Below are 26,457 nucleotides of genomic sequence, written 5' to 3' on the forward strand. Positions count from 1 at the left end.
GTAATGAACCCAATCATTCGACACCCAAAGGATATAAATTGGACTCTGATTTAGGGATTTTAAAGGATTTCAAATCATAACATGATTCTTAGATCAGTCGGTTCCTAATGTTTCAATGCTGAGTCTGCGAGGTGTTTCTATGAATAAATTATTGGCAATGTTGATATTAGGATTGAGCTTTAGTGGTGCTGCTCTCATTCTTTCTGTCCCTTTGTTATTCAAATCCAAACCAGAACAATTTGAGCTGATGTTTGCTGCTGGATCAGCAGGCGCATTCGCAGTATTTGCTGTCTCATGCCTAGTTTTTCGAAAACAATTCAATCGCTCATTAGAACAATGAAAAATCGTTTTTTGCGGCGTTTATTCACTATATATCTTTTTGAGTTGGATCAAATGTTTTTATCTTGTCTGCTATCATCTTCCTGTTTCATTCAAGATGGCTGTAAATGTGCTATTACTAAATATCAAGTCTTTTAAAGTCACGCTACCTGAACGTCTTCAATTGATCGAAACAAAAATAAGCCATTGATTCAATATGGCTTATCATGTAAAACTATATTCAGTCACAGCAAACTGCTGTAATCAACCCCCAATTTCATCTCTCACCCTTTGGGAAAATGCCCATTTCTCTTCTTCTGTTCCTTCTGCTTTTGCTGGATCATCAAAGCGCCAATGCACTCATTTGACATAAGAATGAGTGATTAATAGACAAGCGTATCCCAATTCGTTATATAATAACATTAAAAATTTCATGTGGTTGAAAGTAGGCTAAGGAATGTTTAAATTTGATCATTTTTTAAGTAAACCAGTAAAATTAACTCCTCCCCAGATTTTATTGTTTGGATTTTTGACTGTTATTGTAATAGGATCCTTTCTTTTGTCTTTACCTATTTCTACAGTCAAACCTATCCCCATCATTGATGCTTTCTTTACAGCTGTTTCAGCAACAACTGTTACAGGTTTAGCTGTGGTTGATACCGGAACAACTTTTACTTTATTCGGCCAAATAGTCATTATGCTGATGATACAAATTGGTGGTCTTGGTTTTTTAACTTTAGCCGTCATGGTCATCCTTTTGCTTGGCAAAAAAATAGGGCTTCGTGAAAGATTGTTGGTTCAAGAAGCCTTTAACCTCACAAATATTGGTGGTATTGTACGTCTTGTAAAAGTATTGTTTATCTTTTCAATGACTTTTGAGTTATTGGCGACGTGTATATTATCGTTTCGATGGATACCTGAATATGGCTTTTTAAAAGGATTTTATATTAGTTTATTTCATGCCATTTCTGCTTTTAATAACGCTGGATTTTCTCTTTTTTCAAATAGTTTGATGAACTATGTCAATGATCCACTGATCAACTTGACGATTACCCTCCTGTTTATCATCGGCGGTCTTGGATTTACCGTGATTTTTGATATATGGGATAAACGTAAATTTAAATTATTATCCATCCATTCAAAGCTTATGATCATAGGAACCTTTGTCACAAATGGTGTTGCACTATTATTGATATTCTTAATGGAATTTGGTAATCCGCATACTTTAGGTCCAATGAATCTTTTTGATAAATTATGGGCGTCATATTTTCAAGCTGTGACACCTAGAACTGCGGGCTTTAATTCTCTTGATATCGGACATATGCATGAGAGTTCTTTAACACTTATGATGCTTCTTATGTTTATTGGGGCTGGTAGTGCGTCAACAGGAAGTGGGATTAAGTTAACAACAATGATCATTATTGTGATTTCTGTTCTCCACTTTCTGAAAGGAAATAAAGAACCCGTTATATTTAGACGTACGATTAAGCATGATGTTGTCATCAAAGCTTTAGCAATCAGCTTTATCAGTTTATGTTTTGTGTTTATCACCATTTTCTTATTGGCAATGACTGAAAAAGCTCCTTTCATTGATATTGTTTTTGAGACCTTTTCAGCATTTGGCACAGTAGGTCTTTCTATGGGATTAACGCCTGATTTAACGTTTTTAGGTAAGGTGATTCTTTCGATTTTGATGTTTATTGGCAGAGTAGGTTCTCTGACCATTGTATTTATCTTTATGAAACGAACCAAAAGCCCAATACGTTATCCGGAGGGAGAAGTATTTGTAGGCTAATATGAGCAATGATTGAAATGGTTCCCTTTTAATTTAATCATCAAGATGATGGATTGATCCACTTTAGATTTTTTTCTCTTCATTCACTACAAGCTGTTTGGAATACAGATCTGTTAGTACGGTCTCTTCTTTTCCAAACAATCAGCATTCGGTATTTAACGGAAAAGCTGAGATATTCAACTTTAAGCTGACGCTTGAAACGGCTTTGATCAGCAGCTTCTCCGTTATTACTTGTTGCTCGTTTTCTTGATTAAGTCCACGCCATCATATGACAGGCTTTCCACACGTGCAGCCTTTTGCTGAATGTAATGATCACAAAAGGTCTTCGTATAATCCGTCATAAGATTTCGCATATCTAATGCATCCCTTGTGCCTCTGAGTTCCTCATCTACACCGGTAAACACGATGTCACAGTAATCTAAATGTGCAGCACGATCAACGGAAAAATAATAGGTTTCCATGCTGTTGTTAGCGCCAATGATCGCATTCATATGATAGTTCGGTTCAGAAAAAAGTAGCAAAAAGGGTTTATTGAGGTCGCTGTCGAGAAGGCCGAATGCCCCGCTATCCAAGCCAATCCCGCAGGCAAACCGGTCGTCATCCCTGCAAACAACCCCCGCCGTAGGTCCTCCATAAGAATGTCCGACGATGCCCATGCCGACGTCAAGCATCAGTCTGTCATGAAAGATAGAATCCAATTCTTCAGAGTTTAGTTTGTGAAGATGATCGGCTACGTACCTTACATCTTCTGCCTGTCGTTCACTATATAATGTTAACTGATTAATGATTGGCAGAGCCAGGACGTTACGGCACATCTCAATGGCCGTTTCATCGTCAGGCCGCATCTTCATCTTGCCAGCCAGCTCCATCATCTCCGGATCTTCAGAAAACGCCATAATGACATCCGAAAAATCCTTTGATACATTCAACAGCTTCCCATCTTTCCGTTTATACATTGTGCTATTCTGATGGCCGATACTGACGACAACATAACCCAGGCTTGCCAGGTCTGTACAGATGGCTGTCCCCCATTCCGGTGAACCGCCCCCGCCGCAAACATAAAATAACACTGGATAGCGCTTTTTCTTCGCAGAAAGAGCAAGGTCGTCGTAACAATGAGTCTTGATATCGATAGAGAAAAAATTCTTCTCTTTCAGATACTCAGTGACAAGTGGCTGCTCATGAAGCATTTCGTAGACTTCAGGAAACATGTACGTTGATGGAGTCTTCCCTTCGCTGCTATCGGACGGATAATACACAAACGCGGTCAATTCTCTTTTTGAGTCATCTGATGCTGTGTACTCAAAATCCATCTGGGTACGAGCGGCGGTATAGCTGCCGATTGGTTCTGGGAATGTGTCATACCTTTTCATCCTTTTGTTCCCCCTTAATAAATGAAAGTGCGAATGTGAAATACACATGGCGATATAAGTGCTTTCAAAACTGTAAAATGGTTACATCCAATCTTCAGTTCATCATCCTTATTCCTTGGCTTTCTTGAGATCGCTAACAACTTCAGCATATTTATCATCTCTAAGCAGCCCATGACCCATAAAGTCAGCAAAGTACTTGCTCATCTTATGCTGCAGGTTAGAATCCTTAATATCGAATTCCCTAAAAAACATGACTAAATTAAACTGCATAGATTCAAACATAAAAGAAATGAGGTCGTCATCAATATCAGGTCGTAGATATCCATCAACCCTCATGCGGCGTAACATGTCCTTGATTAAGGGGAATGACTCGCCCTTTAGCACATTCAAATATACTTTTAGTAAGGTGTTCTCTGGAATGTGTAAAAATGTTTCAACGAGTTTAATTTCCAGTTCATTCAATGGCTCAGTCGCAATGCCATTAGTGTTGTCAAATAAGCCAGTAAGGAAAAATTGAAAAAGAGAATCTTCATTGTTGTTATGAAAATACGCAGCTCTTTTCTTGGTCACATGTCGTATTAACAGACAATAAAGGTCATCTTTGTCTTCAAAATACCGATAAAAAGTTCCGGGATGCATGGACAAACGATCCAAAACCATCTTCATCGTTATATCCTCGTAAAGATGATCAACAAAAAGATGCATAGCACGATTACATATGTCCTCACGCCTTGCTTCATTCAATCGAAAGAAAGTATTTTTTGGCATAAATGACTCCTTTATGTAAAATGTGAACTCATTCACACCATATCGATAATTGATTCACATGTCAAGCTGTATTGAAATAGATACCCACTCTTTGCTCGGACGGATTTCACCCCATTCGATGAATATAGCTTTGTGATATAGTAACTAGTCAAGGTCAACCGCTAAGTGATTCGGAGTGAACTTGGTGAAAGGTATTCATCATTGTAAAAGATTCTGAAGAAATGATAGGGTGATAGCGATGAGAAGACTTGAGTCTGGTATATCAGTAGACAACGAATTATTTTCTGATATTGTCAGGTATGAACACAAAACGATAAGCAGAACGACGATCATCAACTCGAATGTTCGTTCACCTATATTTTGGAGCTGTCACTTACATCATCTTGTATTTGATACGTGTGAGGTTTTTTGACGGTAGTACGATGGATCATTGTACCTTTATTCGTTCCGACTTGCGCTCTGTGGGCATTGCCAAAATCAAAGCCGTTTTCACCAATTGCGAATTCTCCTCCTGCGATATGAGAGGAATGACATTGGAGAATGCTATGTTTATCGATTGTACTTTTTATCAATGTAGATTCAATGACCGCGTTTTACAGGCGGCGAATATTATCAATTGCTCTTTTAGCGGTAAGCTAGTGGATATAACGTTTGAGGGAAATGGCAAACAAAAGCTGATCGCCAATTTTGAAAACTGCACCCTTGACGGTGTTCGTTTTACGGGCTGTGACCTTTCGGCATGTATTCCGCCAACATCTAAAAACCATCTATATGTTGAAAAGTTATCTGCACATGTGAAAAATGCCTTGGAGAAGATAGACGTTGACCCTATTCTTTCTGACGATGATCGGAAAATAATGGTGCGTAGTCTGCGCAAGCTTGAGCATATGGAACAATATATTTTTAACACGGCGCATATGAAGAAAATACATGGGGCTGCTTTTGTTGAGCGATTTTTCAGTCATCTGGAATGCAGCAAGGACAATGCTTGATGTTTGCTGCATCCCTTTCTACTTCATATCTAAGTGCTGCATCAACTTCGAGTATATTTGAGTGGAATGAGTTCTTCAATTTTTACCTTGACTAGCTCGCCATTCATCTCGATGATGACAAAACATGCGGGTCCGAAATCTGAAATGAGCTCTCTGCAAATACCGCAAGGACTCACTACCTTTATCCTTCGATCTTCTTCATCTGAATAGGGATGTCTTACTGCGACAATTGTTTCAAAATCCTTATGTCCATTCGATAAAGCACTGCCAATCGCAATAGGCATAAGCTTCTTCATTATACTTTTTTATAGCGATGAATCATATATCGGATGATTTTTGTGATGACAGAGGTACACATGCATAGAAAGGTCATAGCGACTACCCAATATAAGTTCGACATGTCGAACCCCGTATAGGCAAAGATAAAAACGGTTGAAGCTGCAAATGTGATCATTAGAACGACATAGACCCGCTTAAAGACGAAGTAGCCGACAATCCCCCAGATCAAAGATAATAAAGGCAATGTAAATAAGATCAGAGCCATAGGTTGAAGAAAGGAAACACTCATCATTCACTCTCCTTTACTAACCGCCATTTGTATAAATCCAATGAAGAAGCGAACAATATTATATTAATAGGGAATATGTATGTTGTAAACAAAAAATGGTATTTAAGGAAATTTTAATATGTAGTGAATTGAAAAAGGCTGCTTTCAAGTAAACAGCCCATTCACTAAACTTTCGACTATTTTAATCAAATCATTCTACCTTTTTGTGGTGTGAACTCAACCCCTAACGATTGATTACCTGAATGATTTTCTCCTGAGCATCTTGTGCCTCAGGGATTGGCATGACAACAAATACATGAAGCATTTCAGGATAAACAAAGGTTTTTATGTCAATTCCTTGTTCTGTTAGTTTTTCATCAAGCTTTATGGCATCTGGATATAACATATCATGTGTTCCAATAAAATGAGTAATCTTCCCAAGTCCTTTAAAGTCACCGTAAATGGGACTGATCAATGGGTCAGTTACATTTTTATCAGCTGTCCAAATCTTTGCAATGACTTCCATTCCTTCAGGACCTAGAATCGGGTCCTTTTTTGCATATTCAAACATTAGAGGATTGCTTAAGCTCATATCAACACATGCAGATAATAAAATAATATCCTTCGGCTGCGGCAGACCTTCCTTCTTTAAAAGGTGCGCCAGACCAAGTGAGATATTTCCGCCAGCTGAATCTCCCATGATCGTCAATTGATTGGCACTTTCAACAGTTTTCAGAAGGTCTTTATATAGGTTTAGGATTTTCGGATAGGTATCCTGGCAGCTATAATGAGGCACTTTTGGGTAAATAGGAGCCACCACTTTCGCATTGAGTGATTGCGCCATCTTATCCATGAACCACCAATGGAAATTCAAAGGCTGATTTGTCCACGCGCCGCCATGTATATATAGAATGACTTTTTGTTTTTGTGACGTTTGGTCATTCAAAGTGAAAACTTGCATGCCTTCGAATGTCTGCTCTTTTATCTCACTAATTAACTTCACATCATCCTCAATGGCATAAGGCTTAGTATTTTCTATTCCTTTTTGATCAAGAAATTTTTTTGTGTTTTCAATACTAGAAAAACTCTCTTTATTACTTTGGGAAGCGAATAATTTTTCAAATTGAATACTTTCTTCAGAACGTTCTCCATTAACAATTTCCACACTCATTTGTTTTCTCTCCTTTAAGTCAATTGTTTTATTGTTCATCCTGATGTATCACACGAAATGATTCGAGGTAGACTTGTATTTGTTTATCAGGGGTCTTTAACAAGTTAGATAAAAGGTCTTGAATTTGGAGGTAGACTTGTATTTGTTTATCAGAGGTCTTTAACAAGTTAGATAAAAGGTCTTGAATTTGACGGAAGCGTTTGATTTTCCTTTCAATTTCTTCGTGTTTGTGATGGACAATCCTTCTTAAAGTATCAGGTTCTATGTCTTGACTCAGCAGTTCCATAACTTGTATTTCCTTTATCTTTCATGTATCGTTCGATCGTTTAACATTTTTAAGGTTGCTGTAAGGTTCGGATTAATACAGGTTAAGGTTGAGGTTGTACAATGGGTTTGTAAGGAAGTGAGGGATGAGTCGAATGATTCTCCCCCCTTCTAAATCAATCATAGAGGTGAAAAGGTTTGAGAGAAAATAAAATTTTGTCTTCATTATGTTACTTCAGTATCTTTTTTGCTCCGTTTTTGTTTCCGATTATCGTCTATTTCTTAGGGAAGGACGAAGTGAAATATCATGCGAAAAAATCGCTATGGACACATTTTATTCCTTATTTGATTTTTGGCATTGGCATCCTTGGTTCAGGTTTACTTGGCATGAACGATATCAGACATGCTGGTCCGTTCTTAATTGCAACGTATGCTGTGACATTCCTTGTGGCGATCTACTTCTTTATTTGGAACATTGTCAAAGGCATTAAAGTGTTTTCAGAATAATAGATGGGAAAAACGGTTCTGTGATTGATCAGAACCGTTTTTTTGTATGTCCATTCATGCGGGTAATTGGATATCAATCGTTGTTCCTTCCCCTATTATACTGCGTATCGTAATATCCCCGCCGTGCTTTTGGATAATATCCTTTGCAATGGCCATTCCGAGACCAGAGCCTGCATGTGTCCCTCCTGTATTCGTCCCTCTATAGTAGCGGTCAAACACTTTTTCTAGCTCTGCCTCTTCGATTCCTTTGCCGTTATCTTTAATCGTGATGTGGGTATTTTCTTTTTGTTCCAGCTGTACAATGATTTTCACATCAGAATCATTGTGAACAAGGGCATTTAAAATGAGATTGGTGACCGCTCTTCGTATGAGGATCGTATCAATATTTAGCATGAGCTTGTCTACATTCGTTTGCAGCTCAATCGTCTGTTCTGCATATCTCGAATCGTTTAGGATATCAATTAACGTTTCCCGCAGCAACGGCACAATGTTCACTAGCTCTTTATGCAGCATCACGTCGTTATTTTTCAGCCTTGTTGTTAAATTTAGATCCTCCATGACATCTTTGATGTACAGTGATTTATTCTCTATGATGCTGGCATAATGTCTGATGTCTTGATCTGAAAGAGGATAATTTGGATCTTTGATGATTTCTGCATAGCCTTGAATAGAGGATAATGGTGTTTTAATATCATGAGAAATATGACTGATCCACTCTTCCCGCATTTGCTCTAATTTGTCTTTTTCTTTTTGGCTTGAAGCGAGCTGCTCTGATAAGTGATTGACATTATAGAAGACATCTTTATATATTCCCTTAGTTGGCAGCTTTGTCGTATAATCTCCGTTTGCGAGCCGCTGGATTCCATGAATGGCACGGCCGAGCGGTTTGATGAGCTGCTGGCTGAATAAGTATCCAATGAATAAGGCAATGATGGCATCGATCGATAGTAAAATCATCGTCCCGATATTGAATCTTGATATTAAGTCCTTCGTGTCGAACGAAAATAAATATTTTCCGATGGAAGGGTCCTTAAACCCGATAAAGTAGCTGTATTCCTTACCCTTTCCTTTTTTTCCGCCGGCATAAATGGTCGATAGCAATTGCTTATCTTTATATTTATGTATGTTCACGATTTCTATAGGTGTATATTTGCTCTTTATTCCTTTAGGTGCGTGTGCATGATAGACGTCTTGTCCATTTTCGTCTAATATTTGAATCCACGCATTTTGTTGTTTTAAGGCTTGCTGTCCTTCTTTGTTCACAGTGATGCCTTGATCGGAAAAGGTTATGTATTGTTCAAATGTTCTTGTGAAGGTTTCGGGCGTATTTTCTTCGTTTTGCTGGCTGCTTGCTTGTAGTACAAGCCAGATCATGAATCCAAATAAGTTAATAAAGACCGTGATAATGGTCACGATAATGACAGAGACCATATATCTGCCTGTTAATCGCCATTTCATCCTTACGCATCCTTTACAACAAATTTATAGCCCAGCCCTTTGACCGTCACGAGAAACTCTGGTGTAGATGGGGAATTCTCTATTTTCTCCCGAAGTCTTCGTATATGAACCATCACCGTATTGTCAGAACCGAAGAAATCTTCTCCCCAAACGGTTTGATAAAGCGTTTCTTTACTGATCACTCGATTCGGGTGCTGCAAGAAATAGGTCATCAGCATAAGTTCTTTCGGTGTGAGCTCAATTACCGCTCCGTTTTTCGTCAGTTCGGCTTGCTGCTCGTTTAACTCAAATGGCCCTTTTTTGATCACGGGATCAGCTTGAGAAGGCTGTAAGTATGATGACCGTCTCAGCTGGGCTTTTACCCGGTAGGCGACTTCCTTTGGGCTGAAAGGTTTTGTAATGTAATCATCGCCGCCAATGGCAAGTCCTACAATTTTGTCTGATTCCTCTCCCTTTGCTGATAAAAAGATAATCGGAACATGCGAGACGTCTCTGATTTGTTTGCAAATATCGTAGCCTTCACCGTCTGGCAGCATAATATCCAGTATGACGAGATCGGGATGTTCTTGATGGAATTGCGTGAGCCCATCACGGGCAGTTGAAGCTGTTATCACCCGGTCAATGCCTTCTCTTGTTAATACTGTATGGATTAATTCCAAAATTTCTTTTTCGTCATCTATAATCAATACTTTGCTTTGAAGCTTTGGCATTAGATCACTCTCCTGAAGTCATTGTTATTATTATACCCAAAGTGTAGACATCGTGAAAAATCAACTTTCTATTTGCACAGAAAAAAGCCAATTTTCTTTTTTAATGAGAAAATTGGCTTTTGGTGTTTTTTTAGCGTTTGACCACAAATGTTGTCACACTTTGAGCCGGGAGATGAGCCCAAAATTGATTACCTGATATATTTAAGTCAGTTCCAGGCTGAAGGTTGCTGTTACTACTCGTAATCCATCTTGACGCTTGTGAAGCGGTTCCATTTTGCATGACAAAGTGTTGATTGACGCCTGTATTGTTTTTATTAATCGCTACAATGACGACCTTATTGTCCCCTTTATAGGCTGAGACGAAAACATTCGGTTCAGGGCTTTTCGTTGCATCAATTCTGACGTACCCTGGACGCACAAACTTGGAGAAATGCGCCATGTTGTAGCCACGTTTGCTAATCATTCCATCTTCCTTCATAGGACCGTATGATCTGCGGATGTACCACCAAACATACGCCTGAAAATCACCTTCCACCATCGAATGGTGAATATGCTCTGACACCCCTAATGCCTCAGGCCAGCGGTCCGCTGAATTGTTATCACTATTCGGGTAATATACCTCTGTCATCCACAGCTCTTTCCCCGCTCCTTTTTGTTTAAAAAGAGGATACGGAAGCTGGCTGATCTGGGTTCCATACAGATGGGCACCGAGAATGTCCATATTTCTAAGCGCCTGCGGATCGTTTAAGATAGGATCTGATATATTTTTAAGGTATTGAAAAGATTCTGGTGCAATCACGCGTGCATTAATGGAGCCGGCATTTTCTCTCATGAATCGCAGGATTTCCTGAGGCGTCCACCATGTCCATTCGTGTGCATAATCAGGCTCGTTTTGTACAGAAATGGCATAGAGGTTGACACCATTATTTTTCATGTATGTCACAAAATCATTGAGATGCTGAGCATATGCGGCGTATTGATTGTATCTCAACCGCTTTGCAGACGCACCATTACGGTTGAAAGTCTCCACCATATGGCTTGGAGGATTCCAAGGCGAAGCGATCACTAAAGCGCCATGCTCTATTGCTCTTTTGGCGGTAGCAACTTCTCTGTGCCAATTATTTCTGTTCTCGTCTACATTAATTCGTAGAATGGAGAATCCTAATTGATTCTGCCCATTGCCAAAGGCGGTTTCCCTTTGAGGGGCGGTTAAATCACCAATCCAAGCCGGGTGGTTCATTCCGCCAAAGCCGCGAATCACTTGTCTTTCCGCATTGACATTAATATTCGCATCACTTGCTGCTGAAACCTCAGTTACCCCAGGCCCTATGAACATGACAGACAGCATAGTGAAGCAGATCAATAAAGTACAAATTGGTTTTTTGATTATGGACATCAAATTTTCCCACTCTCCCATCAACCAGTGATCGATGCCGCAGCATCTGATTTTGTTTACCTTTGAGTAAACTGCCAGGAATCAAATTGGAATAGGTTGGCACCATTTCCTTTGAAGACAAAAAATACGTTGTGCACTCCTGCTGCTCCGTTCACTGCCGTTTCTATTTCTCGCCAGTTTCCGCCTGTGGAAGGGACATTGAGTGTTCCGGCAATTCTGCCGTCTGGACTGCCAAGACGTACTTCTATTTGTCCGCCTGAAGCGGATGCTACATTGGCTTTAAAGGTTCTGGCACCGCTCGATCCGAAATCGACATTACTGACAGCCACCCAATCACCGTTTTGAATGTTTGTGACATGCTGGTTATTGACTGGTCCACCTGGTGCTGAGGAGGCCTCTGTTAAAATGCGTCCATTCCAAGCGAATGTTTCAGCTTCTACCCGTTGATAAGGATTCAGGTTGGAAAGCTGTTTAACTCCTTCAAAATTGGCTGCGACATCTCGAAGGGAGCCGTCAGCATTATGCACAAGCTTATTAATGTGTGGAGATCTGTAGCCTTTCCCTGCTCCATATAAGGCTGAGCTCACCGTTTGCGTGTGATACACGACATACCACTCGTTTTTAAAATGGAACACAGCATGATGGTTGTTACCGCCGCCGCCGAAAAATGCACCCGGATTTTTCAGGAAGTGTCCTTTATACGTAAAGGGGCCCATTGGACTTGAGCTCGTCATATAACCGATCTCACCAGGTGGTTTATCTGCTGGGTGGGAGCCGCCAAAATTGATGCAATAGGAATAGTAATAGGTACCGTTATACTTATGCATACCCGAATCTTCAAACATAAAAGGAGCATCAATGGTTGATGCGCTGCCAACCACACTAGTCATGTCAGGTCCTAGTTTCAGAACTCTCGCTGTTTTAGGATTGGCCCATTGTCCCTGCGTTGGATTTGAACCGCCTGGAACGCCTCCTCCGGCATATAGATAACCGGTTCCGTCATCATCTACAAATACGGCTGGATCAAAAAGCCATACAACACCGGACATCCCTGGTGTATTTGGCGTGACGAGCGCTTTTCCGATAGGATCTTTCCAAGGTCCAATCGGGCTGTCTGCTGTCAAGACGCCAATCCCTCCGCCGCTGTTAGCAAAATAAAGGAAAAATTTATCCTTCCCATTGATCTTTTTCACCGCAGCGGATGGAGCCCAGGAAGCGCCTGCCCATTTGGCAATCCCTCTCCCGCCATTGGCCCCATTTGCGCCAGCTACTGGAATCGCTCCGTGATCTGTCCAGTTCACCATATCCGCCGAAGAGATGACAAAAACCCTATTCAAATTCGCAAAAGAATTATCCTTAATCGTTCCATTGCTGTGATATTCATAGTCATCACTCGACATATAAATGTACACTCTTCCGTTATAGGTGAGCGCAAACGGATCCGCCCCCAGGTGATGGTCTATGAGTGGATTTGCATTTCCTACTCGTTTTGCAATGGGGGTACTTGCTGCACTCGCATCATATACCGGTATACAGCTCAGCACCAAAGCAAGAATCAAAAAACCTACACCGCACTTCATCCTCTTCCTCATCGTGTCATTTTCCTCCTGTTTTCATCTTCCTAATATTGGGGTTTACGCCCAATTTCAAATTATGTTGATATGAGCTGATGAAGAATGAATACAAAGGATGATTTCTAGGGGGAATCACTGCTAAAATCATCATGAAAACCCTTACTTTTTGACTAGGAGACAATAAAAAAATACAGTCCTCCACTTTGGAACTGCATTTTTTCTTCTTATTCAATGAATGTAGATTACATATAACGAGCGGTCACCATTTTCTTTCTTGTGTAAAACTCTACTCCGTCTGTTCCGTTCGCATGTAAGTCCCCGTAGAAAGAATCCTTCCAGCCGGAAAACGGGAAAAATGCCATTGGTGCGGGCACACCGATATTTACGCCGAGCATACCTGCTTCGATGTTTTCGCGAAATTCTCTGATGCTTGATGCGCTGTCCGTGTAAAGGCAGGCACCGTTCGCAAATTTTGATTGATTGGACAGGTCGATCGCTTCTGTTAGTGAAGAGACACGGACAATTGATAAGACAGGGGCGAAAATCTCGTCCTGCCAAATTTTCATTTGATTTGTGACATGGTCAAAAATCGTCGGTCCAACGAAATACCCTTTTCCATTTGTTTCAAGGTCATTCCTACCATCACGAATGAGGCTTGCTCCTTCTTCAATCCCTGACTGGATATATTGAAGCGTTCGTTCTTTATGTTCCTTTCGAATGACTGGACCAAGAAAGACATCTTCATTTATTCCATTTCCAATGACGAGCTCGTTCGATTCATCAACTAATTTTTGAATGAACTCATCTGCCACTTCTTCTTCCACCGCGACAACGGCCGCGGCCATGCAGCGCTCTCCCGCTGATCCAAAGGCAGCACCAATGATTTGTTTCGTTGCCGCATCTAAATCTGCATCTTTGAGGACAATGGAGTGATTCTTTGCACCTGCAAGTGCTTGGACACGTTTGCCATGCTCTGTGCCTTTTTTATAGACGTATTCTGCGACTGGCTGAGAGCCGACAAATGAAATGGCTTTGACAATTTGGTGTTCAAGCAGACCATTGACAACATCGTGAGCCCCATTGACAATGTTGAGAACACCTTTTGGAAGACCCGCTTCTTCAAATAGCTCGGCTAACCGCGCGGCAAGAATGGGCGTTCGTTCTGAAGGTTTTAAAACAAACGTATTTCCGCAGGCAATGGCAAGCGGGAACATCCAGCACGGGACCATCATCGGAAAGTTAAATGGCGTAATGCCGCCAATGACACCAATCGGATAGCGGTACATGCCAGATTCGAGTCCAGATGCGATATCTGGTAATTGTTTTCCCATCATTAAGGTCGGTGCACCAGCGGCAAATTCCACACATTCAATCCCTCGCTGCACTTCTCCTTTTGCCTCTGTTATGCTTTTTCCGTTTTCAATCGTTACGAGTTCAGCCAGCTCATCCCATTTTTCAACGAGTAACTGCTGGTATTTAAATAAAATGCGTGCACGGCGGGGAACGGCTGTTTTAGACCAAGTGGTAAATGCTTCTTGTGCTGCCTGTACTGCACGTTCGACATCCTTTTTTGTTGAAAGCGGCACTTCTGCGATGATCTCGCCAGTAGCTGGGTTATATACTGCCTCTGTTTGACTTGTTTCTGCCTCAATCCATTGTCCGCCAATATAATTTTTCAACATTTGTACATCTGTTTTGGTCATGTTCCCTCTCTCCTTTTTATGAAAGAATGTCATGCTTATAGGATGTGTATGGTTGTCATTGTCTCATCTAAAGGGCGCCCATCTGTATACACTCTTTGTCAAATGTAATTGTCGTTTTGGTTTACGTTGTGATAGCTTGCTCTAAAGTGTGAAAGGTTGCCGCCCATCGATTTGTTTGTGAGAAATGATTCCGGAATGTGATTTATTCATGGTGTATTTTTGATCAACTATTGGGTAACTGTAGAAAAATCATAATATTAAAAATGCTTTCAGTCAATCCTCTTTTTGCAACATAAGAAAAACCTGATGCGCATTGCATCAGGTAGAGGCTGGTTCTTTTCTTTTATTTAGTTGATGCAGCATATTGATTCGGTTCTGCAAAATGCGGGAGCATCTCACCATGTGCTTCAATGAGTTCATCGCATAATTTGATGATGTCATCAATGGATAGTTCAGCGCTTGTGTGTGGATCAAGTAATGCCGCTTGATAAATGTGCTCTTTTTTGCCGCTAATTGCTGCTTCGATTGTCATGAGCTGTGAGCTGATATTGGTCCGGTTGAGTCCAGCCAATTGTTCAGGGATCTCTCCGACATAGCAAGGCATGATGCCGCTGCGATCTGCAACACATGGTACTTCGACACACGCTTTTTCAGGCAGATTGTGAATGAGTCCTCTTGTGTTCAGCACATTCCCGCCAAATTTAAAGGGAACGTTCGTTTCGATCGCTTCAATGATACGAGAACCATATTCTTTTGAGCGAGTATGTGTGATCTGTGTATTGCCCACAAGGTCATGCTTCATTGTATTCCAGTTGTTGATTTGTTCCTCGCAGCGTCTCGGGTATTCATCGAGCGGAATGTTAAATTGACCGATCAGTTCTGGATAGCGTGATTTGATAAAATAAGGATGGTATTCGGCATTGTGCTCTGAGGATTCTGTGACATAGTAGCCGAATTTATCCATCAGCTCAAAACGTACCATATCATGATGCCGCGCTTGCTGCTTTTCTTTCGCTCTTCTTTTGATTTCTGGGTACAAATCTTTTCCGTCCCGTTTCACCTCTAATAACCATGCCATATGGTTGATGCCGGCAATTTTTTCTTCAATGCCTTCATGATCCATTTCAAGTGATTCAAATAGATCCTTTGTACACACCTGCACACTATGACAAAGACCTACTGTTTGAATCGGTGTATAGCGCAGCATCGCACCTGTCAGTGTGGCCATTGGATTTGTGTAATTTAATAATAAAGCATTTGGACAAACCTCTTCCATCTCCTTTGCAAAATCAAGCATCACAGGAATTGTTCGAAGGAAGCGGAAGATGCCGCCGATGCCAACCGTATCCGCAATCGTTTGTCTTAATCCGTATTTTTTCGGAATCTCAAAATCAATCACAGTGCTTGGCCGATAGCCTCCAACCTGGATGGCATTGATGACATATTTCGCATCCTTTAAGGCTTCTTTTCGGTTGTGATAGGGCTTAATGGTCACATTTGCACCGTAGTTCTCTTTTAAATGCCGAAGCATCGTGTCTGATTCATTCAGCCGGTTGTGGTCGATATCATATAATGCGAATTCAAAGCCGCTAAGTGCAGGGACGAACAAACAATCTCCTAATATATTTTTAGCAAACACGGTACTCCCTGCACCGATAAATGTAATTTTAGACATTGACGACTCTCCTTTTTACATCCATATTGAACTACCCTTTGACAGAGCCTTGTGAAAGCCCTGCGATAAAATATTTTTGCAACAGTAAAAACATCGTAACCATTGGCAGCATCGCAATGAGCGCAGCGGCACCAACGAGCTGGAGCTGATGCTGATTTTGACCAAAAAAATGGGATAAGGCGACTGTGAGTGTATGCATCTCTTTATCTTGCAAAAAGAAGATGGCAAATTGATAGTCGTTCCAAATATACACACAGGCAATGATTAAAACAGAAGCGGTAATGGGCTTCAGAAGAGGAAAAACGACAGTGAAAAAAACTCTGAGTGTCCCCGCTCCATCAATACGGGCTGCTTCTTCAAGCTCCTTTGGAATGGTCGACCGGATAAAGCCTGCGTATAAGAAAATGGTTAGCGGCAAAAAAGCAGCGACATTATTTAAAATAGCGATTTGATAGGTGTTCATCATCCCGATTTGAACGACCATTTTATAGAGCGGGACAAGGGCTGTGAGCGGTGGAATGACCATAATGGTGATGAATAAAACATAAACTGCTTTATTTAGCTTTGTGTTTCTTCTTGCGAGCGGATAGGCTGCAAGAGATCCAAGTATGATGAGTAATACAGCGGAGCTAAACGTAATCATCACTGTATTCAAAAAGGACTGGCCAAGCTGAGCCTCTGTCCATGCCGTGCGAAAGTTTTCAAGATGGAGCGCTTTCGGAAACAGCCATTTTGAACTGAAATCTCCTATCCCCTTTAATGATGTCGTCACCAAGATATAAAATGGAATGAGGTGAAGCAATGTCACCAAAAGTGCGAGGAAGGTGTACCATCTCTTTTTGCGTTTAAAGGCGTTATCCATCACACCTCGGTCTCCTTTCGTTTGAAATAAATCAGTGCTGCGACACTAATGACAAGGATGATGACCGCCATGAAGACTCCTTGCGTTGCTGCATAGCCTGCATCCTGACGTTTGAAATACAGATCATACATAAAGGTCGACATCGATTGCGAGGAATCTCCAGGTCCGCCGCCTGTTAGTGCCACAATGACATCAAAAAGTTTCAGCCCGCCAATGACGTTAAGCACAACATTAATGGTGATAGACGGCATAAGCAGCGGCAATGTGATCCGTCTGAATTGCTGGAGGCTTGATGCGCCGTCTAATTGTGCCGCCTCATAATAATCCTTAGGAATACTTTGAAGGCCTGCTAAATAAATGATCATCGCAATTCCGACGAATTGATAGGTGTTGACAAGCACAATGATCCATGTGTTTAATTGCGGATTGCCAAGCGCATTCATTTGGTCAAATCCAAAAAACGTGACCACATCGTTTAAGGCACCGCCTTGGTAAGCAAACACAAAATACCAAATATAGCCCATGGCAATCGGACTGATCATGACAGGTAGATAGATCACCGTCCTTGTGATGCCTCTCATCTTTAAACTTTGGTTTAATAAGAGAGCATATCCAAGTCCAATGATATTTTGTAAGATTGTACTCCCAATTCCGTAGAGAAGCGTGTTTTTGACAACAAGCCATGTCGTTGGGTCTTGAAGCAGACGTTTATATTGATCAAGCCCAATCCATTCATAAGTTTGTGAGAACCCGTTCCAATTCGTAAAAGATAGCTGAATGCCGTTCAAAAAAGGATAAATGATAAAGGTACTGACGACGAGTACAGCTGGCATGTACATCCACCAAAGTGATGAATTCCGGCTTTTTTGCATCTTTTGTTTTGGTAAAGAGGTAAATGCGGCTGGCTGCTTTGCTTTTGTGATGTCATTCATTGGCTTCACTCCTGTTTCAGCATGGGCCTGCTATTGTTTTTTCAGACGCTTATATTCCTCTTCCATCTTCTTCGATAATTGTTCTGGTGTGATGGAGCCTGCTAATAATTCTTGACCCGTCGTTGCCATGACAGCCCACATTCCGCTTGGTAAGTATTTTCGATCGAAGTAAGGTTCAATCTTCACCTGTTCGTATTGATCGTAAAACGTAGAGTAATAGTTTTTCGCTTTTACATGCGTTAAGGCTGCTTCAGAGGATGTGCCTTCTGCGATTTTTTCCGCATTTTCAGGCTTTGCGAGAAAATCGATGAATTGTTTTGCTTCTTTTAGATGCTTGGAGTCCTTCCAGGCAGCGACAGTAAATCGTTCTCCCCCAATCCAGCTTTGCTCATCTCCTTCATGAATGGCAGGAACAGGTATCGTGCCTACTTTGATCGATTGATTGAGTTCTGACGCTTCAGGTCCTAAAGAACCTCCGACAAAGGTGAAGGCTATTTTGTTTTGTGCCATCAGTTCAGGTGCTTGAGATAGTTTCGCTGTCAGGACATCTTTGTTTAAAAGATCTTGATCCTTCAGCTCCTTCATGAACTGTGCAAGCGGTGTATAGTGAGACCAATCAAAAGATCCGTTTTCAAGTTCTTTTCCGTATTGATGTGTTTGATCGGTGATTAATAAAGGTGTGGCTAGTTCATCAAAGACTTGGGCGATATTTGAGTTATCTCCTCCTGGTATCCAGAGCGGCACAATCTCTCCTTTGCTCTTTTCTTTAACTGTCAGCAAAGCAGATTTTAATTCATCAAGTGTTTTAGGGACTTCAATGTCATAGTCCTTTAATAGATTGGCATTAAAGCTAAGCCCGTCTTTTGCTTGATTAAGCGGATACGCGTATACTTTGCCATCTTGGTCCTTTAAAATCTGATCGAGTGAAGGATCAAGCTGTTTGACCCAATCCATCTCTTTTAAATCAGCCACATACTCGCTATAGCGCAGTTTGGCCCAGCCATGTGTGTCAAACAGATCCGGCATATCGTTTGCCCCCATTTTGACGCGAATCATGTCTTCATAGCTGTTGCCTGGGAAGTTGGCATCGATTCCAATATGTGGATGCTCTTTTTCAAACTCGCGAATCACTTCTTCAAATGCTTTTCTTTCCCCGCTGTTGCTCATCGTCGAAAAGAGAGTCAGGGTGACCTTTCCGTTTGCTTCGGACGTACCGTTATTGCCGCAAGCAGACAAAAGAATGGTCAAGACAAAGGCCGCAGTCAGCAGCATGAATTTTTTATTCATGGTTTCCTCCTTTTGATCACAGAAAATTCAGACGATAATCGGTAGAATTCATGCAGTTGCGGAAACAAAAGAAGTCCATTATACTGGAATTCTATTCTTTTCAAAGAGATAAGAGAGCATAACGGCAGGCTGCCTTGTTCTTAGCATGATCTGGCCATCATGCTGAGCAGCTGCTTTCTGCTTTTTTGTCTCTTTTTTGTTTGCTGAGATCTTGGTTCACCCCCTTTCATGGATGAGACATGTGCTGCCCCGTTCGATGAGTTTTGTTGGCACGACGACTTTTAGAGGGAGCTTTCTTCCGTTTATTCGCTCAAGCAAAAGCTTCAAGCCGACTTCCCCCATTTCTTCTGTATATACTTTCACGCTTGTAAGCGGCGGACTTGAAAATGAAGCAGCTTCAATGTCATTAAACCCAACAATGGATACATCGAAAGGAACACGTAGACCGGCTTCGTTGAGAGCGCGCATTGCACCGATCGCCATTGAATCACTTCCGATAAAAAAGGCTTGTGGAAGGTTTCCTTTTTTAATGGCTTGCTGCATAAGCGTATAGCCTTCTTGCATGGAGTATTCCCCAATGTGGATATCATCCAGATGAAGACCTCCCGCCTCCTGCATTCTTCTCATAAACGTCGTTTGTCTTTCGTCCTCAATCACAGCATTTCCTTCGAAGTAATGCTCCCGCTCCTTTCCGCCAATATAGCCTAGATGTGTATAGCCAAGCGATTGCAGATGGCGAATTGCTCGATCTGCCGCTCTTACAAAATCCACATGCACACAATCATACAAATCCTCATCCGCATAATGATTAATAAAAACAATGTGCTCCATTCGATTTGTCATTTTTTCAACCGTATCAGGGCTGATTCGTCCAATGACAATCAAACCGTCAATATCCTTTAGCATCGCCCCTTTGTCCATGCTTCTCAGGCGAAAGGTATGGAGGGTAGACAGCCCTTGTTTGGCATATTCTTTTTCAATTCCTTTTCGAATCGATGAAAAAAAGGGATCATTTAATTCTTCGTCAATGGATTGAGCGACAACGATACCAATCACTGGGGATTCAGATGGGCTTTTTTCTTCTGCTTGATCGGCTTTTCTTGCTCTCACTGGGGTATAGTTTAGCTTCTTCGCAATGTCGAGGATGTTTTGTCTTGTTGCGTGTGAAACGGCAAGTGTTTGATCGCCATTTAACACACGGGATACAGTAGAAACGGACACTTTTGCATCATGAGCAATATCTTTGAGTGTGGTCATAGGCAAACTCCTCTTGGTTTTTGACTAAATATTTACTAAAGATATTTGAAGGATAACATATAAGTAAAGCGCTTTCAATTGTGGATTTGTAATTTTTTATTTTGTATTTGGGTATGTTTCGGTGAGATTGCGGTGTTTTAGTAAAATTGCGTAAAAAAGAGGATGGATTACATCCTCTTTTACTAACGTGATTCAATTGAGGCTGTTTCTTTTGCAAACAATTGCTTCATTGTCTCCCAAGCTTTATCGAGTTGATTGTGAAGTCCAAATAAACCTGAGTTGCCGATGATATAGATCTCATTTCCAGCCTCAGCAAGCAGCCGGAAAGTGCTCTCATTACAAGAGCCGTCTACTTCAATTGAAAACGTGTATCCTCCCTTCTCTTTTACATTTTTCACTTGTTTAATTTTCTGAAGCATTTCTTTAATAAAAGGCTGTCCTGCAAAGCCTGGATCGATCGTCATGATCGTCACTCGGTCTATTAAATGTATAAAGGAATCTAACGCCGCAATTGGTGTGGCGGGATTTAAGACAAAGCCGACCTTGCAGTCTCTTTGATGGATATGCCGAATGATTCTAAAAACGTCTCTTTGCACGACCTCTGGGTGTAAGCAGATCATGCTTGCGCCTGCATCAATACTGGCATCGATTAAAAATTCTTGGGGGTATTCCGCCATAAGGTGAACATCAATTGGTCTATCTGTTAGTTTTCGAAGCTGTTCAATGAAAAAGGGTGATAGGGTGATATTTTTCACATAATGACCATCCATGACGTCGACATGATATCGATCTGCTCTCGTGTTGAGAATATGAATTTGTTCGCGGAAGTGCGTTAAATCCATGCACATTAGTGAAGGTGAAAAAATGGCTTTCATTCTCAGGCTCCTCTTTTTTAAAGTTGAAATAAAAGCTTGATCAATCCAATTAAGATTCCGATGATACCAAAGTCTGTATCTCCAAAAGTTGTCCCTTCAAAGCCAAGGGTCCCTAACACAGGTAATAAACAAGCAGGTAAAAAGGAAAGAAGCAATCCATTCACAAAGGCCCCAGCGACAGCACCTCTTACGCCTCCTGTTGCATTACCATACACTCCTGCTGTAGCGCCGCAAAAAAAGTGCGGGACAAGACCAGGGACAATGACAGTTAAACCAAACAAAGGTAAAAGAAAAATGGATACGATGCCTCCTGCAAAGCTGCATAAAAATCCGATAATCACTGCATTTGGAGCAAATGGAAAAACGGTTGGTGCGTCAAGTGCCGGCTTTGCCCCTTTCACAAAACGATCGGCAATCCCTTTAAAAGCAGGCACGATTTCACCGATTGCCATCCTCACCCCGGCTAAAATAATGTATACACCAGCGGCAAAGGTAATAGCCTGAATGAGAATGAAGACAGCGAAGTTCGTGCCCCCGCTAATTTGTTCTATAAAGGGAATCCCTGCAAACGGTGCAATCGCAAAGAACAGCAAAGCCATCGTGATCGAAATGGCAACAGATGTATCTCTTAGAAAGCCGAGTGATTTAGGCACTTGAATGGTTTCCGTTGATTTCTCTGGACGACCGATCCATTTGCCGATCATTCCCGCTGTAAAATAACCGAAGGTACTGAAGTGTCCGAGCGCGAGATCATCGCTTCCGGTGACTTTCCTTGTGAATGGCTGAAGGATAGCGGGTGCAATGACCATAGCTGTTCCTAATATAATCGAACCGGTGGTCACAAGAAATCCTCCTTGCATTCCGGCTGTCGAGAGAACGACTGCGAGCATTGCAGCCATATACAAGGTATGGTGCCCTGTTAAAAAGACGTATTTAAAGGGCGTGAATTTTGCCAATAACAAATTGACCAGCATGCCAAAAATCATAATGAGAGCCGTCTGTGTACCGAATTCCTTTTGGGCAATGGCCGCCATGGCATCTGTATTTGGGACTACCCCTTGAATGTGAAAGGCTGCTTCAAACATTTTTCGAAAAACTCCAAGTGAATCAGACACGACCGTGGCGCCCGCTCCTAATATTAAAAAACCCATGGTTGTTTTCAAGGTGCCTGACACGGTATCTGCGGCTGATTTTTTCTGCAAAAGTAAACCGGCCAGTGCAAACAAACCGATGAGAATTGCCGGTGTGCCCAATATATCGTTCATGATCAGTTCTATCATGATGTGAATCCCCCTTTTTTGTGGCTTATATGTGTTTACGAAGGACGTCTTTAATGGCTTCCTGGTCTAACAAGTTATTTAATCCAGCGACCTTTCTTGTGCCGTCATCCAGCTGATCGATAATGTCTGTTGCTCCGATATATAGATCGGCCTGTTCATTTTTACTTGTGCTGAGATCGGTATGATCCACTTCAGCTACAAGTCCTAACTCTTCTAATGCTTTTTTGACATTCATTTCTACGATAAAGCTGCTTCCTAATCCGTTTCCGCACACAACAAGAATTTTTTTCATTCTCTTTTTCCTCCTTTATAGTTGTGAAATTTGATCAACTAGTTTTTGCACCGATGCTAATTCCTTTGCTTCAACCAGTTGTTTTCTCCGTTTTTCATCACTTAACAGCATGGTCAGCTGTTTGAGTGCTTTCAAGTGGGTCATACTGTCAATGGCTGCTAGCACAATGATGAGACGAACCTGTTTTTTTCCATCTTTAGAGAAAAAAACGGGCGGTTCAAATGACATGAGTGACATGCTTAATTTGTTCACGCCGTCCTCTGGTCTGGCGTGCGGAATGGCTACTTGTGGTGCAATCACAATATAAGGTCCATTTTGATGCACAGACTGAATCATGGCCTCCACATAACCTCTCTGAATGGCATTTTGATCGAGTAAAGGCTGCGCTGCTTTTGTGATGGCCTCTTGCCAAGTATCTGCTGTTTGCTGGAGATGAATGGTTTTTTCTGTTAATAAATCGTTTAACACTGGTTTCCACCCTTTCTGATGGGATACATATGCGGGATGAAGTAGCTCTTTAAGATCACGAAGCAGTGCTTTTTCATTTTGTACGATGGTATGCTGCTGAATGATGTTGAATAAAGCGTCCACATTTTTCTCATCAAGCCTGATTTCTGCACCTTCTCCATATTGAAGCAAGGTTTTTTTCTCATAGGCAGTGAGGATGGGATGAACGAGGTGAACGGGTTTTCCTTTAAACGAAATAGGTGTTGTTGACACAACAAAGTCAACATCAATGGATGACATTTCTTCATATGAACGCTTTGATAATAGTTCACGTACTTCGATATAACCGATTAATTCGATAAGCTGTGTTTTCAGCATGTGACTTGTGCCAATTCCTTCGCCGCAGACAATGTATACAGAACGCCGCACAATTGGTGAAATCCCTTCTCTTCTCATCCAACCACCAAAATGCATCGCCACATATGCAATTTCATGGTCGCTGATCTTTGAGCAAGTCGCCTTTTCTAAATGGCATACGACCTTTTGAGTGATGTCAAACACCTCTGGCTGTGCTTTTTTAATAGATTCTGTTAATTCATTGTTGATATCAATGTGATAGATGAGTCTGTAATAGGCCGGGATGAGATGCATGGTCAAGTTTTGCTCCAAGGCTTCGTACTCTTGAAAGGAAATACAAGCATACCGCTGAAAGTCAAAAATCATTTGTCTGGCAATGGTGCGAATGAGATGCTCTTCTGGTTTTTTACTTGATGGAAGCTTTTGTTTCTTGGCGCTGAGCCATAGAGTGCTAAGAAAATAGATTTCATCATCATGAACTTGAAGACCTGTTTCCCTTTGAATTTGTGCCATGAAACGAATAGCCGCCAAGCATTCATCTGTTTCCTGCAATGTACGCTTTTCTTCGTTTGAAAGGTGTACAGCACGTCCTAGCTTCATCCGCTTGAAGTAGAAAAAGAGATCCAAAGACAGCTGATCCAGCATGTCATCTGCAAACTCGAGCTTAAGCTCTTGTTCTGACTTCTCGAGGAGATGCTTTAACCGCTTATATGAAATGGGCCCCTTTAACCAAAAAGATGGAAACGCTTTTTCGTTTTTTATCATTGTGCGAATGGAATGAATATAAGGTTTCAGCGCCAATCGAATCGCTCTTTCTTCTCCTGAAATCAAATAGCCGCAGGCTGTCTGATAGTGAAGCGTGAGCTGCTGCTTTGAAAGTGCTTCTTTTAGCTGTTTCATATCTTCAAGCAATGTATTCCGGCTCACTTTGGTCATCTTCATAAAATCATCAATTCTTAGGCGTTTCTCACTGCATGCAATGGATAAGAGCAGCATGGCCCTTCTTTCCTTTACACATGGTTCATAATCATGGCCAACGAGAATGGTGTTCGCTTTTTGAATAATGACTTCTTTTTCATGTGGGTGTAAGTAGTAGCCAAGTTGATCTTTTCGCTGAATACCACTCAGCTGCTGAGTTTCCAGCCAGCTATTCATGCGTTTGATTTCAGAGTAGACGGTTCGAGTAGAGACATTCAGTCGATTCTGTAAATCTTCAATTGATAAATAAGATGTCGTGTGAATCAGCATTGATAGTAAAGTCGTGCCCCTTTTGGTTAAATACAGTTGGAATTCCTCCCTTCTTCCCTTTGGTTATAAGTCTAATCAACTCACATGCATCAAAGAAGCCCAAATGTCTTCAGCACATGCTGTGCAGCTTTTGGGTGCTCTTTTGCCATAAGAAAAAGCACACCCGCTTGAGTGTGCTTTGAGACTTTTACAAAAAGAATCCTTTGTCTTCTTTTATGTGATAGAAAACGTTTGTAATGAGGTCATGGATGTACTGAAAAATCTTTTTGAATTTTTTTGATCTTTCACAATGCTTTTGGCATTCTTGATTCACACATATGTACTGCATCAGTGTCCGCATGTTCTTTCTTCCTGGACAAAATATTCACGTTCGTTTTGCTTGCCTCTATCATACGATGATCCACTTAGAAAAAAAGGTCCCCTTTTTCTCGGCCAATACAAATAAGAAAAAGTGCCCATAAACATGGACACTTTTTTTATATTATTCCCAAAACGCATCGCCTTCGTAATAAATATATTCCTCAACAAAAGTTTTAAAGTCTACATAAACGTCTTCAAACAGATAAAGCTGTCTTCTTCTATATCCTGTTGTTTTATTGTAACGTATCCCACAAAAACACTATGCTTTAATTAAACCATTTTCTTTTAGAAACCGTTCGAACAATTCATCACCTTTATCCTCAATATATTCATCATCAATATTATACTCTCCAACCAACAAACCAAAATCATCATATTTTTCATATTTTTGTTTAAGTTTTATACCATAGCTTTCTTGATCAAAAAACAATAACCATTTCCCTGAATCTAAACTTTTAAAAAACACACCTTCATAATCTAAATCATTTTCATAATAGCCTACATGCAAATGCATTGTATCGTCTAAATTAAGCACCGTTGATCTCTCCTTTAGAAAATAACATGATGATCTTTTAGATTCGGTGGAACGTGATAAGGTATATTATAACAATACTCATGTTATTTTATATCCTTAATCATATTGTATCCTTATAGGTACTCCGTTTTTTGAATGAATACTAGTCTTTCCGTAATCAGGAATGTCTGATAAATAGGCTTTGTGGTTTACTCCGTCTAAGATTAGGAGCTTTACTCTTCCCAACTCTATGTGCTTTCAATTTTCTTTGTAGTTAGAATTTCAAAAAGAGATGTTCGTCCCTTAAATCTAAAGACAAATAATCAAAGCCTTCAGATCAGCTTCAGTCAGAGCCTCATCTATGTTTTCAGCCCAAGATAGTTATCTTTGACAGCTCAGTCCTCCTCTTATCATCAGTTATACTTTCAGCTAAACCATCTTCAAAAACAGCGTGCAGCCTTTGAGTCCATTTTTCCATAAAAAAGCACACCTCCA

24 protein-coding genes and 2 pseudogenes are annotated in these 26,457 nt (G+C 41.0%); 4 read left to right on the top strand and 22 right to left on the bottom strand.

Annotated elements, in window-relative coordinates:
- Positions 1–139: 139 nt before the first annotated feature.
- The gene (locus C6348_RS04485; protein ID WP_034660801.1) at positions 140–340 is read left to right on the top strand and encodes a hypothetical protein; all 201 of its coding nucleotides are present in this window, start codon (positions 140–142) and stop codon (positions 338–340) included.
- Between the two features lie 242 nt (positions 341–582).
- Here C6348_RS04485 and C6348_RS04490 read toward each other — a convergent pair.
- Positions 583–675, bottom strand: a pseudogene (locus tag C6348_RS04490) (arsenate reductase); the annotation flags it as partial.
- A 100-nt stretch (positions 676–775) separates the two neighbouring features.
- On the opposite strand from C6348_RS04490, the gene C6348_RS04495 reads away from it, so the two are divergent.
- Entirely contained in the window at positions 776–2,113 is a 1,338-nt protein-coding gene (locus tag C6348_RS04495) for a TrkH family potassium uptake protein (protein WP_106042047.1), read from the top strand.
- Positions 2,114–2,340: 227 nt separating this feature from the next.
- On the opposite strand, the gene C6348_RS04500 is transcribed toward C6348_RS04495, so the two are convergent.
- Together C6348_RS04500 and C6348_RS04505 are read right to left on the bottom strand one after the other, a co-directional pair.
- Positions 2,341–3,486, bottom strand: a complete 1,146-nt coding sequence (locus tag C6348_RS04500; RefSeq protein WP_106042049.1) for an alpha/beta hydrolase — start codon at positions 3,484–3,486, stop codon at positions 2,341–2,343.
- 108 nt (positions 3,487–3,594) lie between these two features.
- Positions 3,595–4,254, bottom strand: a complete 660-nt coding sequence (locus C6348_RS04505; RefSeq protein WP_106037267.1) for a TetR/AcrR family transcriptional regulator — start codon at positions 4,252–4,254, stop codon at positions 3,595–3,597.
- Between the two features lie 527 nt (positions 4,255–4,781).
- On the opposite strand from C6348_RS04505, the gene C6348_RS04510 reads away from it, so the two are divergent.
- Entirely contained in the window at positions 4,782–5,246 is a 465-nt protein-coding gene (locus C6348_RS04510; RefSeq protein ID WP_411266101.1) for a pentapeptide repeat-containing protein, read from the top strand.
- Between the two features lie 41 nt (positions 5,247–5,287).
- Here C6348_RS04510 and C6348_RS04515 read toward each other — a convergent pair.
- From C6348_RS04515 to C6348_RS04530, 4 genes and pseudogenes are all read right to left on the bottom strand, one after another.
- Positions 5,288–5,524 (bottom strand): annotated as a pseudogene (locus tag C6348_RS04515) (cytidine/deoxycytidylate deaminase family protein); the annotation flags it as partial.
- A 17-nt stretch (positions 5,525–5,541) separates the two neighbouring features.
- Positions 5,542–5,814, bottom strand: coding sequence for a DUF2651 family protein (locus C6348_RS04520; protein WP_106042051.1), 273 nt, complete (start codon positions 5,812–5,814; stop codon positions 5,542–5,544).
- Between the two features lie 223 nt (positions 5,815–6,037).
- Positions 6,038–6,964, bottom strand: coding sequence for an alpha/beta hydrolase fold domain-containing protein (locus C6348_RS04525; RefSeq protein ID WP_106042052.1), 927 nt, complete (start codon positions 6,962–6,964; stop codon positions 6,038–6,040).
- Positions 6,965–6,992: 28 nt separating this feature from the next.
- Positions 6,993–7,250: a hypothetical protein gene (locus C6348_RS04530; protein ID WP_223251513.1), complete on the bottom strand. Its 258-nt coding sequence runs from the start codon at positions 7,248–7,250 to the stop codon at positions 6,993–6,995.
- A gap of 176 nt (positions 7,251–7,426) precedes the next feature.
- Between C6348_RS04530 and C6348_RS04535 the strand changes: the two genes are divergently transcribed.
- On the top strand, positions 7,427–7,735 hold the full coding sequence (locus C6348_RS04535; RefSeq protein ID WP_034660817.1) for a magnetosome magnetite crystal formation protein family: 309 nt from the start codon (positions 7,427–7,429) through the stop codon (positions 7,733–7,735).
- 54 nt (positions 7,736–7,789) lie between these two features.
- On the opposite strand, the gene C6348_RS04540 is transcribed toward C6348_RS04535, so the two are convergent.
- From C6348_RS04540 to C6348_RS04610, 15 genes are all read right to left on the bottom strand, one after another.
- On the bottom strand, positions 7,790–9,193 hold the full coding sequence (locus tag C6348_RS04540) for a HAMP domain-containing sensor histidine kinase (protein WP_106042054.1): 1,404 nt from the start codon (positions 9,191–9,193) through the stop codon (positions 7,790–7,792).
- A gap of 2 nt (positions 9,194–9,195) precedes the next feature.
- Entirely contained in the window at positions 9,196–9,903 is a 708-nt protein-coding gene (locus C6348_RS04545; protein WP_034660819.1) for a response regulator transcription factor, read from the bottom strand.
- 130 nt (positions 9,904–10,033) lie between these two features.
- A complete protein-coding gene (gene xynC, locus C6348_RS04550; RefSeq protein WP_060596459.1) occupies positions 10,034–11,302 on the bottom strand; it encodes a glucuronoarabinoxylan endo-1,4-beta-xylanase XynC in 1,269 nt (422 codons plus the stop codon).
- Positions 11,303–11,355: 53 nt separating this feature from the next.
- Positions 11,356–12,891, bottom strand: coding sequence for a glycoside hydrolase family 43 protein (locus C6348_RS04555; RefSeq protein WP_106042056.1), 1,536 nt, complete (start codon positions 12,889–12,891; stop codon positions 11,356–11,358).
- A 224-nt stretch (positions 12,892–13,115) separates the two neighbouring features.
- Entirely contained in the window at positions 13,116–14,576 is a 1,461-nt protein-coding gene (locus tag C6348_RS04560) for a CoA-acylating methylmalonate-semialdehyde dehydrogenase (RefSeq protein WP_106042058.1), read from the bottom strand.
- A 343-nt stretch (positions 14,577–14,919) separates the two neighbouring features.
- Complete coding sequence (gene melA / locus C6348_RS04565) at positions 14,920–16,251, bottom strand: alpha-glucosidase/alpha-galactosidase (protein WP_106042060.1); 1,332 nt, start codon at positions 16,249–16,251, stop codon at positions 14,920–14,922.
- A gap of 31 nt (positions 16,252–16,282) precedes the next feature.
- Positions 16,283–17,113 (bottom strand): carbohydrate ABC transporter permease, encoded by an 831-nt coding sequence (locus C6348_RS04570; protein WP_060596463.1) that lies wholly within the window; start codon positions 17,111–17,113, stop codon positions 16,283–16,285.
- Positions 17,113–18,045 carry a carbohydrate ABC transporter permease gene (locus C6348_RS04575; protein ID WP_106042062.1) on the bottom strand — a complete coding sequence of 311 codons (933 nt, stop codon included), beginning with the start codon at positions 18,043–18,045 and terminating at the stop codon, positions 17,113–17,115. Before C6348_RS04575 ends, C6348_RS04570 begins: the two co-directional genes overlap by 1 nt.
- Positions 18,046–18,075: 30 nt before the next feature.
- A complete protein-coding gene (locus C6348_RS04580) occupies positions 18,076–19,332 on the bottom strand; it encodes an ABC transporter substrate-binding protein (protein WP_106042064.1) in 1,257 nt (418 codons plus the stop codon).
- 216 nt (positions 19,333–19,548) lie between these two features.
- Positions 19,549–20,589, bottom strand: a complete 1,041-nt coding sequence (locus C6348_RS04585) for a LacI family DNA-binding transcriptional regulator (RefSeq protein WP_106030965.1) — start codon at positions 20,587–20,589, stop codon at positions 19,549–19,551.
- A gap of 182 nt (positions 20,590–20,771) precedes the next feature.
- On the bottom strand, positions 20,772–21,464 hold the full coding sequence (gene alsE, locus C6348_RS04590) for a D-allulose 6-phosphate 3-epimerase (RefSeq protein WP_106042066.1): 693 nt from the start codon (positions 21,462–21,464) through the stop codon (positions 20,772–20,774).
- 17 nt (positions 21,465–21,481) lie between these two features.
- Positions 21,482–22,744, bottom strand: a complete 1,263-nt coding sequence (gene ulaA / locus C6348_RS04595) for a PTS ascorbate transporter subunit IIC (RefSeq protein WP_034660830.1) — start codon at positions 22,742–22,744, stop codon at positions 21,482–21,484.
- A 25-nt stretch (positions 22,745–22,769) separates the two neighbouring features.
- Positions 22,770–23,036, bottom strand: coding sequence for a PTS sugar transporter subunit IIB (locus tag C6348_RS04600; RefSeq protein WP_034660831.1), 267 nt, complete (start codon positions 23,034–23,036; stop codon positions 22,770–22,772).
- 15 nt (positions 23,037–23,051) lie between these two features.
- Complete coding sequence (locus C6348_RS04605; protein ID WP_223251525.1) at positions 23,052–25,124, bottom strand: BglG family transcription antiterminator; 2,073 nt, start codon at positions 25,122–25,124, stop codon at positions 23,052–23,054.
- 583 nt (positions 25,125–25,707) lie between these two features.
- Positions 25,708–25,983, bottom strand: a complete 276-nt coding sequence (locus C6348_RS04610) for a DUF3986 family protein (RefSeq protein WP_106042070.1) — start codon at positions 25,981–25,983, stop codon at positions 25,708–25,710.
- Between the last annotated feature and the right edge of the window lie 474 nt (positions 25,984–26,457).

The sequence above is a fragment of the Bacillus sp. YBWC18 genome (assembly GCF_002998775.1).
GTDB lineage: Bacteria > Bacillota > Bacilli > Bacillales > Bacillaceae > Bacillus.